Origin of the sequence: Halobacillus sp. HZG1 (genome assembly GCF_035818575.1) — a bacterium.
In the GTDB taxonomy this organism is placed as follows: Bacteria; Bacillota; Bacilli; order Bacillales; family Halobacillaceae; genus Halobacillus; species Halobacillus litoralis.
Genome location: NZ_JAYLVQ010000024.1, coordinates 75,207 through 89,984 on the forward strand (window position 1 = coordinate 75,207; position 14,778 = coordinate 89,984).

The window sequence follows — 14,778 nt, forward strand, 5'->3', positions numbered from 1 at the left end:
CAGCAGGAATGGTTTCAGCATGACAGATGAGACACCTCATAGCTTCCGCCCCAGTTTATTCATATAACGAATCGACTCCACAGCATCGAGCATTTCATCCGTTTTCCCAATATGATAAAAAATCACATTTCCCCTAGGATCGTCCGGACTTCTTCCTGCTCTTCCTGAAATCTGAACGAGCGCGGCTTCATCGAAAACCACGTGCCCTGCGTCAATGACATAAACATCAACAGACGGAAACGTCACTCCCCGCTCCAAAATCGTCGTTGTGATGAGTACACGGTATTCTTTTTTCCGGAACGCCTGGATCTTCTCTGCCCGCTGACTGTCCTCCGCATGAACCGATCGCACCTCATAGTTCCGTTCCTTTAAGTGTTCAGCGATTTGTTCAGCCATTTTGATCGAAGGAAGAAAGAGAAGCAGTTGTCTCGGTGTCTGTTGCTGATGAACGATTTGCTGGAGAAACTTGGGTGGAAGCTCTCCTTTTTGTAAATAACGGTGAAGAGTAGGAGTAAGTTTGAGTTGAGGCACGGGTAGAGGATGGCCGTGGAAACGTTGAGGGATGAATACGGCAGGAAGGTCTTTGGAATGAATCCTTCGCTTCTGCTTCTTTCTTGGTGTAGCCGTCAAATAGATGATAGAAGCGTGCGGTTTGGACGCTCGTTCACTGGCATAATGGAGAGATGGGTCATTATGAAAAGGGAAAGCATCGACTTCATCGATGATCATGACATCAAACGCATGAGCAAAGCGGAGCAACTGATGTGTAGTAGCGATAATAAAAGGGGCATCACCAGCTTTATCTGGACTATCGCCGTATAGAGCGTGGATGTTCACATCAGGAAATGACTTTTTTAAGCGAGGGAGCAGCTCTCGGACAACATCGGTTCTAGGTGTAGCAAGGCAAATGCGCTTCCCATTTTTCAGCGCTTCCGTCAGGGCAGGAAAGAGAATTTCTGTCTTTCCGGCTCCACAAACCGCCCATACTAGTTTTTCTCCGTATCCTGTTCGGACAAGTGCCACCAGTTCATCTGCCGCTTTTTGTTGAAGTCGCGTCAATTCCCCATCCCATTGGCAGGGGTGTTCATGGACGGACCATTCAAAACCCGAACTTCCATAGTATAAAGATTCACATTCTATCACTCTTCCCATTTGAATACAGGAGCGGCAGTACACACAGGTTTGCCCACATGTCGCGTGGGGCATTTTCGCAAAAAGGTAGGACTTTGTGTTTCCGCAACGCCTGCAGCGATAACCCCAAGGATAAGTCTCAATGCTTGTTACTTTTGTAAGGATCGATTGCGCTACTAAGTAATCTACTTTTTCATCTTCATAAGGGATTTCGTGACGAAGAAGGAGTTTTCCGGAGAGAGAAGAGAAGCTGTGGGTGGGATTTTCAGGAGGAATCCAGGAGAAGTCTTTTTGAAGGTATTTCTTAACCGTTTTGAACATTTAACCACCATCCTATAGAAAATAGAGCCTGTTTGAGTCTCACAAACAGGCTCTTTCTATTAGGATTGACGGTACCATCCAAGGCCCATCGCGCCTTCACCAAGGTGCGTGCCGATGACGGGACCGAAGTAACTGAGGACGACCTCGACGTTATCATGTTTTTCTTCCAATTCTTTTTTCAAATCCGCCGCTTCTTCCGGTCGATTGGCATGAATCAGGCAGGCTTTGTACGTTCCGCCTTCTTCTACCTTTTCTTCAAAAAGGGAAACAATCTTCTTAATCGCTTTTTTCCTTGTACGGATTTTTTCAAACGGCACGATTTTAGTATCCACAAAATGAAGAACAGGCTTTACTTGGAGAAGGCTGCCTACAAAGGCCTGGGCTCCATTCAGGCGGCCGCCTCTCTGCAGGTGACTGAGATCATCGACCATGAAGTAAGCGCTCATTGATTTCTTCATTTCATCCAAACGGTTCATAATTTGATCAGGCGTTGCCCCGTTGTCCGCCAATTCAGCAGCTTCAAGCGCATAAAAGCCCTGCATGTGACAGCTGATCTCTGAATCAAACACGTGAACATCGATCTCTTCAACCATTTCACCTGCCGTAACCATCGCTTGGTAAGTTCCACTGATGCCACTGGATAAATGGATAGAAATGACCGCATCATAGTCCTGCGAGAGTTCCTCGAGCTTTTGAGTCATGATGCCGATGGAAGGCTGAGACGTTTTCGGAAGTTCTCCGCCTTCTTTCACCATATCGTAAAAGTCATCTGCGTTAATATCTACTTCTTCCTGATAGGATTCATGACCAAAAATCACGTTCAACGGAACCATATGTATGTGGTTGGCTTTACGTACATCTCTCGGAAGGTAAGCTGTGCTGTCTGTAATTACGGCTGTTTTCATCCGATCCAACTCCTTGTATGCTTAGTCTTTTCTATGAATATATGTAAAATAATTTCCGATATTCTCTCTATCTATTTTACATGAACCCCACCCACAATGCACCAACTAATACGAAAACAGTCATCCGTATGTCTATATTTGGTGTACCAGGTCATCCAGAATCTGGATGACCTGGTACACCAAATAATTCCAAATAACCTCTAATCAACCCCCAATTAAACGCCAAATCACACATCAAAAAGGACTGTTTTTTCAGGTATACATTTCTGCACCTTAAAAAAACAGCCCTAACAATTTTGTATATTCTTTTATTTAGATAACTTCGACCCATCCGTTTTTGATGGCTGTGACGACAGCCTGCGTACGGTCGTTGACGTTCATTTTCTGCAGAATGTTACTGACGTGGTTTTTTACGGTTTTCTCGCTGATATAGAGAGCTTCCGCTACGCCACGGTTGCTGTTTCCGTCCGCCAACAGTTGCAGCACTTCACATTCACGGCGTGTGAGAAGGTGCAATGGCTTACGATATTCGATCGTTCGATAAGCACTGCCACCTTTGCTATCTGCCAGACGACGATATTCAGCGACTAGGTTGTGTGTGACTTTCGGATGCAGGTAAGAACCTCCAGCACCTACAACTTTGATGGCATCGATCAATGCATCAGAATCCATCTCTTTGAGAAGGTAACCTTGCGCCCCTGTCTTCAGTGCGTGTGTCACATAGTTCTCATCATCGTGAATCGACAGAATGATCACTTTCATTTCGGGATAGCGTTTCGTAATTTCAGCTGTCGCTTCAACCCCGTTCATGCTCGGCATGTTGATATCCATCAGGACAACATCAGGCATGTGCTCTTCAATAAGGTTCACCGCTGTATCCCCGTCATCACCTTCGGCTACAACTTCGAAGCTCGTTTCAAAATCTAAAATTCTTTTTACGCCTTCACGGAATAATTTATGATCATCAATTAGGACTATTCTGGTCGTCATGGTCATTTCCTCCTGTTTCTCACACATAGAATGGTTTTTGGTTCCCCTAACCTATTCTTTATCTCTCTCTATCTTTGTTTTTGTCTATTTTTTAAAAGATTGAATCTACCCTAATCCTATTCCCTATTATAAACGATTCACGTCCATTTACATAGTTTTTCGAAAAATTATCAATTTATTGGTAAATGAATCGTGACAATCGTCCCTTCTCCAATACTTGAATCGATGTTGAGCTCGCCATCGAGCATGTCGACGCGTTCCCTCATGCCGACCAAGCCGAAAGATTTCTCTTTTTTCTTCGTGGTGTCAAAACCTTTCCCATCATCTTTCACGATGATCAGAGCTACGTTTGACTTCATTTCAACTTTCACTTTGATTTCAGTCGGCTCTGCATGCTTCAATGCATTTTGCACGGCTTCTTGAACTAGGCGGAAGAGAGCTACTTCATACTTGGTCTCCAGACGTTTCTCTTCTCCAAAAGAGACAAAAGAAAATTGGACATTTTTGTTGTAGTCCTCAATGGTGGCCAAATACTTCTTCAATGTAGGGATTAGCCCGAGGTCATCCAATGCCATCGGTCGAAGATCATAGATGATTCTCCGGACCTCATATAGCGCAGACCGTACTAAAGATCGTACGCTTTTAACCTCTTCCATGGCTTCCTCAATCCCACGCTCGCGATAAGTCCGGCCGACAAGGTCTGAACGTAACATGACATTTGCGAGCATTTGCGCAGGTCCATCATGAATTTCCCTGGACAAACGACGCCGCTCTTCTTCCTGTGCCTCAATGATCTGCAAGCCGAACTCCTGCTTTTCCTTCGCATCTTCAAGAGCATCACTGACATGCTTGAAATCTTCGGTCAAATAATTAAGCACGACCGAAATTTTCCCACTGAGCGCTTCCGCACGGCCAATAGTTTCTTCTAAGTTACGGAGACGGATCTCTATATCGTCCCGCCGTTCGCGGAGTTGTTTTTCCTTTTCACGCTTCATGGACAAATCCATTTGCAGTTCGTGGGTTTGTTCATAAACTTTTCGAATTTCTTCCTCTGAATACTTCTGGAAGTGCTTGCTGACTTCTGATAAGCGCGTCCGTGAAAAACGGACTTTTTGTTCAAGCTTGTCCCCTTCATCGATATGAGACAATACTTGTTTCTTCGTTTCTGTCAGTTCTTTGTTCAGTTTTTCAAATTCACTTCGGGACTCTTCACCAATTTGAAAGATTTCATCTTTGCTATTCGTGACGGTCTCAACCATCTCATTGATGATATGGTCAAGGGCGATGTCCCCAGTTTTTTTAAAACTCATCATAAGTCCCTCCATCAATATTCACATACTCATTCGTAAGACCTATGTCCATTTATGGGGGTGATTCTCAGTAAAAATGTATAATAATGAACAATAGTCGAACCATTTGCCGATTTTTTTCCCCATCGATATAATTAAACCTCAGGAGGTTTTTGAGACGATGTTAGAAAGCTATTATACCGTAAAACCAGAAGGTTCAGAAGAAGTGACAATCCAGAAATCGCGTTTCATTGGTTATGTCAAACGCTGTGAAACCGAAGAGGAAGCGCAGGCCTTTATTTCGCAGATCAAAAAGAAACACCATGATGCCACCCATAACTGCTCGGCCTATATGATTGGTGAGCAGGACCTTATACAAAAGGCGAACGATGATGGAGAGCCAAGCGGCACGGCCGGCGTTCCCATTCTTGAAGTGTTGAAGAAAAGAGGGCTGAAAGACACAGCTGTCGTTGTGACTCGTTATTTCGGCGGGATTAAACTTGGCGCTGGAGGGCTCATTCGTGCTTATGGATCAACCGCTTCCGAAGCGATCAACACAACAGGGGTCGTCAGGCGGCAGCTCATGAAGGAAATGAAGGTCACCATTGATTATCATCTTCTCGGTAAAGTGGAAAATGAAGTAAGGAACTCAGATTACACATTAGAAAGGATTAATTACCTAGAAAATGTGGAATTAATAGTATATGTAGAAAGCGGACTGGAAAAGGAATGTGAAGACTGGATGACTAATCTGACAAGTGGTCAGGCATCCATCGAACAAGGAGACGCTTCCTATGTAGAATTTGATGTCACACCTGAGTAAAGGAGCTTATGGATATGAAGCGCCGGAAAAGATATGTCTTCATCTGGTCCTTCCTGTTTGTTTTTCTCGTTGGTGTTGGAGCGGCAACCGGTTATGCCGCCTACTTGACGGACCAAGTGAAACAAACAGCCCTAAATTCCCACCAAGGACTTGACCGTGGTGAGAAATCAGACAAACGAACAAAAGAAGTGATCCCAGCTAAAGATCACACCTCTGTCTTATTTGTAGGAATCGATGACAGTGACAAACGCGAAAGTTCACCTTCAAGATCTGATGCATTGGTCCTCGCCACTTTCAATGAGGATGATAAATCCATTAAGATGCTGAACATTCCTAGAGATTCTCTCACGTATATCCCTGAAGTTGGTTATGAAGATAAAATTGCTCACGCCCATGCTTTCGGCGGAATCGATGGAACGGTAGAAACGGTCGAACGGATGCTGGATGTGCCCGTTGATTATTATGTACGTCTGAATTTTAACTCATTCGTTGAAATTGTTGATTCGATCGGCGGAATTACTTATGATGTCCCTTTTGACATGCAGGAACAAAATAGTTCTGATCAGGCAGGAGCCATTGAATTAACGGAAGGAAAACAACTGATTAACGGGGAAGAAGCCCTCGCTTTAGCCAGAACGAGAAAGTATGACAGCGACTTGGCTCGCGGGGAGCGACAAATGGAAATTATCCAGCAGATTTTCAGGGAGACCGTCTCTGCTAAAGGGCTGAATAATATGGATGAAATTTTATCGTCCGTGAGTGCGAACATGAAAACCAACTTAACCTTTAGTGAAATGATTCAGTTTAAAGATTATTTCCTTCAAAAAGAGAATTTCACCTTTGACAAAATGCAGCTGGAAGGTGAAGGTGGTTTCACTGGTCATGGATGGTACTATCAGCTCGCGAAGGACGATTTAACAGCTACGTCTGATGAACTGAAGAATCATCTTGAATTGCAGAATCCAATTGCCAGTGAAAATGAAGAAGAAAATTCCATGTAAAAAGCTGCTCCAAATCTGGAGCAGCTTTTTTTTTATTGCTTCGACTTTGTGCCGTTAATCATATTCAATAAAGGTCTGTACTCTTTCCCTACAAGTCCGGTTATCTCAACGATTAACTCAATCATAACCGCAAGTAGTGCAATAACCGATATAGCTCCGAAGATGGTGGCTTGTGAGAAAATCACCGCTGCTAAACTAAACAAGGCACTAACAGCATAAATCATGAGAACTGCCTCAGGATGACTGTAACCGAGATTAATTAAGCAATGATGCAGGTGAGATTTATCAGGAGCAGATAAAGGTTTTCTTTGAATCACTCGGCGGACAATCGCAAATAACGTGTCCGATATAGGAACACCAAGAATAATGATCGGAATGACGAAAGAAAATAACGTGACGTTTTTAAAACCAAGCAAGGCAAGCACACTAATCATGAATCCTAAAAACAAGGCCCCTGTGTCACCCATGAAGATCTTAGCAGGATAGAAGTTATACACCAGAAAACCAAGGGTGCTTCCTAACATCATTAATCCAGCGAACACAACGAAGACATTCCCCATCGTAATCGCCATACCGGAAATCGTTAACAAAGCAATCGCCGAAACGCCCGCGGCCAATCCGTCCAGTCCATCAATAAGGTTGATGGCATTGGTAATAGCAATGATCCACAAAATTGTAATCGGTATGCTTAAATACCCTAAGTCGAGCTGACCACCAAAAGGTAAATTGATGAAATCAACCTGAACTCCACCCATAACAACAATGACAGCGGCCAGTAACTGGCCGAAAAGTTTAAGTTTCGCTGATAGCTCCGTAAGATCATCGAGTACCCCGGTGATGATAATGACAGTAGCGCCTATAAGAACAGGCCAGGTGTAGTTACTTTCGGGAAAGAAAAATAAAATACCGAGAGCAAAGCTTATATAAATCGCCAGCCCACCAAGGCGTGGCATGATAATTTTGTGTACTTTACGGTGGTTCGGTTGATCCGTTGCACCGATTTTAATTGCTAATTTCTTGACTAACGGTGTGATGATGACCGCAACGATCAAGCAAAATAGCAAGGCCTTATACTCCATAAAGACCCTCCTCAGGTTTATTATATCCTCTCCGAATGAAATAACAGCTGATATTAAATACCATTTTCCCATGCATAGTTCTTATGGAAAAGCACCATATTAACCGTGAAAAATTATATCACAAGAACAGCCGATTTCATGTAACGATTTGATTACTTTTTATTAGCCTTTTTTTAATAGGGTGAAACCTTTAAATGTAAAAAGATGGAGGGAGGAGAAGGATATGGCGGAAAGAGAAAGAAAAAAATTAGAAAAGTCATTAAAGCCTCACTGGGTATGGGCGATCGCGTTCGGTTCGGCTATTGGGTGGGGGGCTTTTGTCCTTCCTACCGATTGGATTGCTCAAGCGGGCCCTTTGGGTGTCGTTATAGGTTTATCGCTTGGGGCTGTATTGATGATGATCATTGGAGTCAGTTACGGGTTCTTGATTGAAAAGTTCCCCGTTACAGGCGGTGAATTCGCCTATGCCTATATCGGATTTGGACGAATGTATGCCTTTGTTGCCGGCTGGTTCCTTACGTTAGGTTACATCTGCATTGTTGCTTTAAACGCCTCCGCCCTGGCATTACTTGCTAAGTTTTTATTCCCTTCTTTCATCGAAACAGGAAATATGTATAACGTTGCCGGGTATGATGTTTCCATTATTCAAGTAGCGATTGCAAGCGCCGCCTTAATTGTCTTCGCTTTATTAAACGTTCGAGGGGCGAGTTTTTCAGGACAAACACAATTTGTGTTCAGCATCATTTTAATTTTCGGGATTGCATTATTAGCGGTGGGAGCCTTGTGGGCAGAAGGTCCAAGCCTTACCCATATCACACCTCCTTTTTCACCTGAAAAATCAACCATCGCATCGATTGTCACCATATTAGCCATTGCTCCATTCGCTTATGTTGGCTTTGACAACATTCCTCAAGCCGCTGAAGAGTTCGATTTTGCTCCGAAAAAAGCCTTCCGCTTAATTATTTGGTCTCTTTTAGCAGCAGGCTTGGCATACAGCGCTATGATTCTGATTACTGCAAGCACCATGCCCTGGCAGGAGTTGTTACAGCAGATTGAACGAACGCAATCCGTGTGGGGAACAGGAGATGCCATTCAAAGTTACATGGGGAGAATCGGTGTTTGGCTCATCGCTCTATCTGTTTGTATGGGCATTTTCACAGGCTTGAACGGCTTTTATATCTCGGCAAGCCGATTAACGTTTGCGATGGGAAGGGCTCGCATTCTTCCAGATATATTCAGGAAACTCCACCCTAAATACAAAACACCGTACGTAGGAATTCTATTTACGATGGGCGTCTGCCTAATCGCTCCGTGGTTCGGTCGGGAAGCTTTGCTATGGGTTGTCGATATGTCTTCTACAGGCGTAGCCATTGCTTACTTCTTCTGCACCGCTACCGCTTATAAGTTCTTTCACTGGAAGGAGAATTCGTCCACCTCTCAGAAAAGAGCAACCATCGCCCCCTTTAGAAAACTTTTATCACTGATCGGGATGCTCAGTTCTTTGTGTTTCTTAGCTCTCCTCTTAATCCCTTGGTCCCCTGCTTCGCTCGGGAGAGAATCCTACATTGCTTTGGCTTTTTGGATTCTCATCGGTTTGGTTTTTTACCTTTTCAACTATAAGCGGTACCGCCATATTGATCGTAAAGAAATGAATTATCTGATTCTCGAAAAAGAAGAAATATAACCGATCCTTACGAGAGTGATACATGATACGTTTATGTCAATCGTTTTACATTTTCCACAACAAAAGAACGGGGTCCTTCGATTGTTTTCAAATGTGGTAGAATGAAAAGCTGAGAGGTTAAAATAGAGGTGACATACATTGGCAAAACGTATCATTCGCGTTCGCAGACGCAAAAAGAAACAGAAACGACGCATCGCACTGACGCTTTTTCTTTTGTTCGCAATGACCATAGGTGGAATTTTCTACTATGTGTCGCAAGTATATACAGCTTCATATGAAGATCTGGACCGAGGAAATAAATCTGATTTACGGGAGGAAGCGGTGGATATTGGAGATGAACCGATTTCCATACTTTTGCTCGGCGTTGAGGATTATTCTTCCGATGGGCAAGCAGGTAGAGCCGATACTCAAATTGTGCTGACCATCGATCCGGAAACGCAGGATATGACGATGACCAGTATTCCCAGAGACTTAAAAGTGGACATCCCTGCCAGTAAAGTCGGGGAAGAATATGGAGGAAGTCATAAAATTAATGCTGCCTACACGATCGGTGAAATTAGTGGGTATGGTGCTGAAAAATTGACGATTGAAACGGTGGAGGATTATTTAGACATCCCCATTGATAAATACGCTTCGGTCAACTTTGAAGGTTTCGCTGAAATCGTAGATGTGTTAGGCGGAGTAACCGTAGACGTCAAACAAGGTTTCTGGGAACGAAGCCACTTACAACACGATAAAAGAATTGAATTCACAGAAGGCGAAACGAAAATGGATGGAGAAGAAGCTCTTGCCTTTGTAAGAATGAGAAAAAGAGACGTTGCCATTGAGTATCCAAGAGATGAAAGACAGCGTCAATTTATAAAAGCAAGTATTGAGGAAGCTCTCTCTCCAGGAAATATTTTCAAGGCCGATGAATTAGCAGATGCGGTCAGCAGCAACGTTCAAACCAACCTTTCCGTGAAAGAAGCTTTCGCACTCCAAAAAGTTTTTTCATCGAAAGACCCTTCAACAGAGACGTTTACACTTGAAGGAGAAAATACCCGCTTGGAAGACGGACTCTTTTACTTCGTCCCTTATGACGGAAGTGTCAGTGAACTGTCGAATAAAATAAGGACAGCTTTAAAAATTAACGAAGAACCATCGGAGGAGAGCTCCTATTCTTCTTCTGCATCTAAACAAGACACTCAGGAATCTAATTAACAAAACACCAGCTTCCATGTGACACGGGAGCTGGTGTTTTATCATTGTTTAAGCTTTTTTATCAATTTCAATATGAACAGAGTGTAAAGATTAGCAGACCATTCATCCTTTCAAACTTATAGGGGCCTTCATAAGTTAAAAGAGATGGGGAGTCTGGATTATGTATGGAGATACAATGAATGACAGGTTTGTCATAAAAAAACCGGTTAAATGTATCTTCTGTAATTCGAATCAATGGCTCTACAACAATGGTTTTATCTATTCTAACACTATAACGTGCCTTAATGGAAAACTCCAGATGGTCTAAAATAATTTTAGTCAATCCCACGTAAATGCACCCTTTCTAAAATACCCACCCTGATCCTGTATACCTTTTCTTTTTCTTTCATGGTATAAGAAAAAAGAGTCACCGAAAACAGCATATCGGACTAGGTAGAAAGTAAAAAGCCCCTTTCGCTGTAGAAAGAGGCTTTACATTCATTCTTCAATAATACGATAATTGGTATGAGCCACAACCGTTCTGTCGTATTCGAAATCGATCTCATCTAAGTTGTCCATAATAGTCAAATCTACGATTACGGATTGTTGACATTGACTCGGAATGACTTTGCCCTTGAAAATGATGTCATTTCTCTCAAAAGTTACGATTTGCCCTGGTGTGGCAATGCGATCATCAGGTTGTACCATATCTCTCTACCCTTTCTCTTCCTCGTATTTTGAATAACCTTACAATAAATTAACAAACAATTCAAACAAAACTTTTACAATATATGTTACTAAATTCGACAAGATTATACAAGTAAAACAAAAGTAGGTTTATTTAATTTCTCAGGAGATATATACTAGATAGCAAAGGTATCCAAAATTTGGGGGTTTTTTATGGCGTCTCATATTACTAAAGCAAAAAAGATTATGCTTCTATCCTTCTTAGTATTTATTCTATTCCTTTCGGCAGCAGTGATGACCCCCCTTCTCTTAGGTCCAGAGTTTTTAATGGCAGAAGATTCCCTGGAACCCTCCAAAGAGTACGATGCGATTATCGTTTTAAGCGGAGGTGAAGAGCGTCTCGACCATGCGGCTGAACTCTATAACGAAGGATTGACGAGTCATATGATTTTGACCAATTCGACAGAGGACAGCACCACGCCTGAGAAAGCCATGGAACGAGGCATACCTCAAAGCGCCATTTACGAAGAACCTTCTGCCACAAGTACATATGAAAATGCCACACGATCAAAAGAAATTATGGAAGAAGAAGGTTTCGAATCTGCCCTTGTAGTCACGAGCGATTTCCATTCCCGGCGGACGAAAATGACATTTGACGATATTTACGACAGCCAATTAAAGCTTGACTACTCCTTCGCTTCAAATTTTTTTGATCCTTCTGATGGAATGACAGAAAATGAAAAAAGAATAACGTTCGGCGAATATGTGAAAATGAGTGTCTACTGGTTCCGTTTACTCTTCGAGTGAATGGAACTTTTCTTTGTTTTCTGACATTTAATTCTATTGCACTATGGACAATCTAAGTTGCTTCCTATATTATGAAAGCGATTTCACTTATAAATTTGAAAGGACGGGATTCATTTGATTCAAAAACGTTGGATTTGGCTGATCGGTCTCACGCTTTTATTTTTGTCATTTGCGCAACCGGTTGCATCAACCTATGCAGATGCAAAAACGTATGATGATGTTGTATTGCGTGGCAGCGCTGAAACCTTAGATTGGAGTTCGAATAACAACCCACTTACTTACAATGCCGAAGAAGGAGTCTGGCTCAGTCAGCCCATTTCTTTGGAAGGAGGAAAAGTGACAGAGTTCAAGTTTGTTTATGACGGAAATTGGATGCCTGGTGCAAACTTGACGTACACAGCCCCTCAGGATGCTGCGTACATTTTCGCTTTTCACCCGGAAGCCGAACGCAAAGTGGACATCCGCCTTGCTGATACTTATGAAGCAAGTGTAGAACTTGTACTCACCGTCCCTGAAGGAACGCCGGAATGGGTGACGCCGACAGTCGCTTCAAGCAAAAATGACTTCCATTATACAGCCGCACCTATGACGAAAATCTCTGAAAATACGTACACAACTAAGATTGTAGGGCAAGCAGGAGAAGAAATTTCCTATTTTTACAGCCTTGCAGGAGAAGCTTACAAGGAAGATCTCGAAGAACCACGGACAGTGACATTATCCACGTCCGGCGGTACCAAAGAAGATACAGTCAACCAGTGGAAGAAAGTACCTGTCGCCCAATCAGTCACTCATGACTATAATCACACTCCATACGTTCCGAATCATCGTGATGATGTAACAGTCAAAGTTGAAGTGCAGCACTTTGGCCCGATCGACAAAGGAGCCATCTATTACACGACAGATGGCACTACTCCTGATGGAAAACGAGGAGAAGCTGCAAATGGACAAACCGTTCCTTTACAGGTGACAGATACAACTGAAAATGACGATGGACTGAAAACATCCATCATGGAAGGGGTTATTCCCTCTCAAAAAAAAGAAACACGCGTGAAATATAAACTCGATGTTTGGAACTCCAACAGTGAAGGTTCTCAATTTGCCGACAACAATGTATTGAGTTCTGAAGATGCCACAGAGTTCGCTTATTATGTAGACACCTATGAGTCTCCAGAGTGGGCGAAAGAAGCGGTCATTTATCAGGTGTTTGTCGATCGTTTCCGTGATGGGAGTTCAGAGAACAATACCTCTGTAAATCCTGAGCAGCCCTATGATGAACAGTTGAAAGGATGGATGGGCGGCGATCTTCAAGGAGTGCTTGAAAAGATCGACTACATCGAGGATCTTGGTGTGAATACCCTATGGATTTCACCGATCTATGAAGGGCCCTATTCTCACGGGTATCACCCCACAGACTTCATGAACATCGATCCTCGTTTTGGCAGCAACCAGCTGATGAAGGAACTTGTCGATGAAGCCCACAAACGTGATATGAAAGTCGTTTATGACCTGGTGCCTAACCACACATCCGACCAGCACGACTTTTTCCAGGATGCGTTAGAAAAAGGGCCGGACAGTCCTTACTATGATTGGTACACATTTACGGATTATCCGAATGAATATGATACGTTTTATGGCATTCAAGAGCTTCCTGAGTTGAACAACGACAACCCAGAAACGCGCGCCTATATGCTTGATGAAGTCGTTCCGTTCTGGATGAATGAAATCGGCGTCGACGGCTTCCGCCTGGATTATGCCAAAGGTCCAAGTCAAAGCTTCTGGGTTGATTTCCGTCATCAAGTAAAATCACTTGATGAAGATGCGTTCATCTTCGGAGAAGTGTGGGACAACCTTGATACCATCTCTTCCTACAAAGGAAAATTGGATGGAGCGATCGATTTTGAAACACATTCAGCGATTACGAATGCATTCATTCAGGATGGTTCGGTAAACGCACTAGCCTCCTCTCTTGATGAGACCTTCGGAACTTATGGCGATGAATTCGTTGCGGCAACCTTTTTAGACAGCCATGACATGCCTCGCTTTTTGTTCGAAGCTGATGGAAACGAAGAAACATTAAAGAACGCAGCAGCGTTACAGTTTACATTACCTGGCGCACCGATCATTTACTATGGTGATGAGGTCGGCTTGTCTCAGAGTGGTGACCATAACCTGGTAGACGAGTGGAAAGACCGCTATTACCGTGAAATGATGATTTGGGAAGAAGAAAAGCAGAACGAAGAGGTTCTTTCCCATTACAAAACGTTGATTGATGCAAGAAATGACCAGCCAGCCTTAACGCACGGCGATTTTAACATCATTTACTCGGATGATGACGTCCTCGTCTTTGAACGATCCGTGCCAAAGGATAAGGTTCTTGTCGTCATGAACCTCGGCGAAGAGGACCGCAACCTGGATATCATCGACCTTTACAACCAGCAGACACCAAACAAAGTACAGCTCACTTCCCTTCTTGACAAGGAAAAGCTGAAGAGTCACAAAGGCGAACTTGAAATGACGAGCGAAGCGGGTTCTGTTGCGATTTATGATGTCAAAGGGAAACTGCGTTATGAAGCTCCATCGGAAGAAAAGAAATACAACAAAGTCGTGTTGCGTGGATCTGCACCATTCGACTGGTCCAGTGATGCTAACATGCTGACTTTCGATGAAAAAGATGCCCTTTGGAAGAGTCAACCGATTGAATTGAAGGCAGGAGAAACCGTGGAATATAAATTTGTCCGTGACGGTGAATGGCTGGAAGGCGATAACCTCCGCTTCACACCAGAGACAGATGGAGAATACATCTTTATTTTTGACCCCCAAAACGAATATCAAGTGACGGTGGAACGGATGCAAGCCATGAATGAAGCCGCCTGACAAAAAAG

The 14,778-nt window shown here is 43.2% G+C and carries 12 protein-coding genes; 6 read left to right on the forward strand and 6 right to left on the reverse strand.

The genetic code is table 11. From position 1 onward, the window contains the following. Positions 1–36 precede the first annotated feature (36 nt). The 4 genes from VKA52_RS03450 to VKA52_RS03465 all read right to left on the reverse strand — a co-directional run bounded on the left by VKA52_RS03450 (position 37) and on the right by VKA52_RS03465 (position 4,657). Positions 37–1,452 carry a DEAD/DEAH box helicase gene (locus VKA52_RS03450; protein WP_326314201.1) on the reverse strand — a complete coding sequence of 472 codons (1,416 nt, stop codon included), beginning with the start codon at positions 1,450–1,452 and terminating at the stop codon, positions 37–39. 59 nt (positions 1,453–1,511) lie between these two features. Then, the gene (locus VKA52_RS03455) at positions 1,512–2,357 is read right to left on the reverse strand and encodes a DegV family protein (protein WP_326314203.1); all 846 of its coding nucleotides are present in this window, start codon (positions 2,355–2,357) and stop codon (positions 1,512–1,514) included. 312 nt (positions 2,358–2,669) lie between these two features. Next, entirely contained in the window at positions 2,670–3,347 is a 678-nt protein-coding gene (locus VKA52_RS03460) for a response regulator (protein WP_160911420.1), read from the reverse strand. 170 nt (positions 3,348–3,517) lie between these two features. Continuing rightward, on the reverse strand, positions 3,518–4,657 hold the full coding sequence (locus VKA52_RS03465; protein WP_326314204.1) for a sensor histidine kinase: 1,140 nt from the start codon (positions 4,655–4,657) through the stop codon (positions 3,518–3,520). A 160-nt stretch (positions 4,658–4,817) separates the two neighbouring features. On the opposite strand from VKA52_RS03465, the gene VKA52_RS03470 reads away from it, so the two are divergent. Both VKA52_RS03470 and VKA52_RS03475 read left to right on the forward strand, forming a co-directional pair. Next, the gene (locus VKA52_RS03470; RefSeq protein WP_160911416.1) at positions 4,818–5,459 is read left to right on the forward strand and encodes a YigZ family protein; all 642 of its coding nucleotides are present in this window, start codon (positions 4,818–4,820) and stop codon (positions 5,457–5,459) included. 14 nt (positions 5,460–5,473) lie between these two features. After that, positions 5,474–6,460, forward strand: coding sequence for an LCP family protein (locus tag VKA52_RS03475; RefSeq protein ID WP_326314205.1), 987 nt, complete (start codon positions 5,474–5,476; stop codon positions 6,458–6,460). 32 nt (positions 6,461–6,492) lie between these two features. Here the strand turns inward: VKA52_RS03475 and VKA52_RS03480 are convergent, their stop codons facing one another. After that, positions 6,493–7,539 carry a glycosyltransferase family 4 protein gene (locus VKA52_RS03480; RefSeq protein WP_160911413.1) on the reverse strand — a complete coding sequence of 349 codons (1,047 nt, stop codon included), beginning with the start codon at positions 7,537–7,539 and terminating at the stop codon, positions 6,493–6,495. A 223-nt stretch (positions 7,540–7,762) separates the two neighbouring features. On the opposite strand from VKA52_RS03480, the gene VKA52_RS03485 reads away from it, so the two are divergent. Further along, positions 7,763–9,223, forward strand: a complete 1,461-nt coding sequence (locus tag VKA52_RS03485; protein ID WP_326314206.1) for an APC family permease — start codon at positions 7,763–7,765, stop codon at positions 9,221–9,223. Between the two features lie 138 nt (positions 9,224–9,361). Next, a complete protein-coding gene (locus tag VKA52_RS03490) occupies positions 9,362–10,423 on the forward strand; it encodes an LCP family protein (protein WP_326314207.1) in 1,062 nt (353 codons plus the stop codon). 477 nt (positions 10,424–10,900) lie between these two features. Here VKA52_RS03490 and VKA52_RS03495 read toward each other — a convergent pair whose 3' ends face one another. Beyond that, entirely contained in the window at positions 10,901–11,110 is a 210-nt protein-coding gene (locus VKA52_RS03495) for a YkvS family protein (protein ID WP_115822794.1), read from the reverse strand. Positions 11,111–11,302: 192 nt separating this feature from the next. Here VKA52_RS03495 and VKA52_RS03500 point away from each other — a divergent pair, with 192 nt between their 5' ends. Together VKA52_RS03500 and VKA52_RS03505 are read left to right on the forward strand one after the other, a co-directional pair. Beyond that, the gene (locus VKA52_RS03500) at positions 11,303–11,896 is read left to right on the forward strand and encodes a YdcF family protein (RefSeq protein WP_326314208.1); all 594 of its coding nucleotides are present in this window, start codon (positions 11,303–11,305) and stop codon (positions 11,894–11,896) included. A 114-nt stretch (positions 11,897–12,010) separates the two neighbouring features. After that, positions 12,011–14,770: an alpha-amylase family glycosyl hydrolase gene (locus VKA52_RS03505; RefSeq protein ID WP_326314209.1), complete on the forward strand. Its 2,760-nt coding sequence runs from the start codon at positions 12,011–12,013 to the stop codon at positions 14,768–14,770. The last annotated feature ends 8 nt before the right edge of the window (positions 14,771–14,778 follow it).

Excerpts from the sequence above, each read along its gene's own strand:
- VKA52_RS03470 (WP_160911416.1), top strand. The coding sequence starts at position 4,818 with ATGTTAGAAAGCTATTATACCGTAAAACCAGAAGGTTCAGAAGAAGTG.
- VKA52_RS03475 (WP_326314205.1), top strand. The coding sequence starts at position 5,474 with ATGAAGCGCCGGAAAAGATATGTCTTCATCTGGTCCTTCCTGTTTGTT.
- VKA52_RS03455 (WP_326314203.1), bottom strand. The coding sequence starts at position 2,357 with ATGAAAACAGCCGTAATTACAGACAGCACAGCTTACCTTCCGAGAGAT.
- VKA52_RS03480 (WP_160911413.1), bottom strand. The coding sequence starts at position 7,539 with ATGGAGTATAAGGCCTTGCTATTTTGCTTGATCGTTGCGGTCATCATC.
- VKA52_RS03460 (WP_160911420.1), bottom strand. The coding sequence starts at position 3,347 with ATGACGACCAGAATAGTCCTAATTGATGATCATAAATTATTCCGTGAA.
- VKA52_RS03495 (WP_115822794.1), bottom strand. The coding sequence starts at position 11,110 with ATGGTACAACCTGATGATCGCATTGCCACACCAGGGCAAATCGTAACT.
- VKA52_RS03450 (WP_326314201.1), bottom strand. The coding sequence starts at position 1,452 with ATGTTCAAAACGGTTAAGAAATACCTTCAAAAAGACTTCTCCTGGATT.
- VKA52_RS03485 (WP_326314206.1), top strand. The coding sequence starts at position 7,763 with ATGGCGGAAAGAGAAAGAAAAAAATTAGAAAAGTCATTAAAGCCTCAC.
- VKA52_RS03500 (WP_326314208.1), top strand. The coding sequence starts at position 11,303 with ATGGCGTCTCATATTACTAAAGCAAAAAAGATTATGCTTCTATCCTTC.
- VKA52_RS03465 (WP_326314204.1), bottom strand. The coding sequence starts at position 4,657 with ATGAGTTTTAAAAAAACTGGGGACATCGCCCTTGACCATATCATCAAT.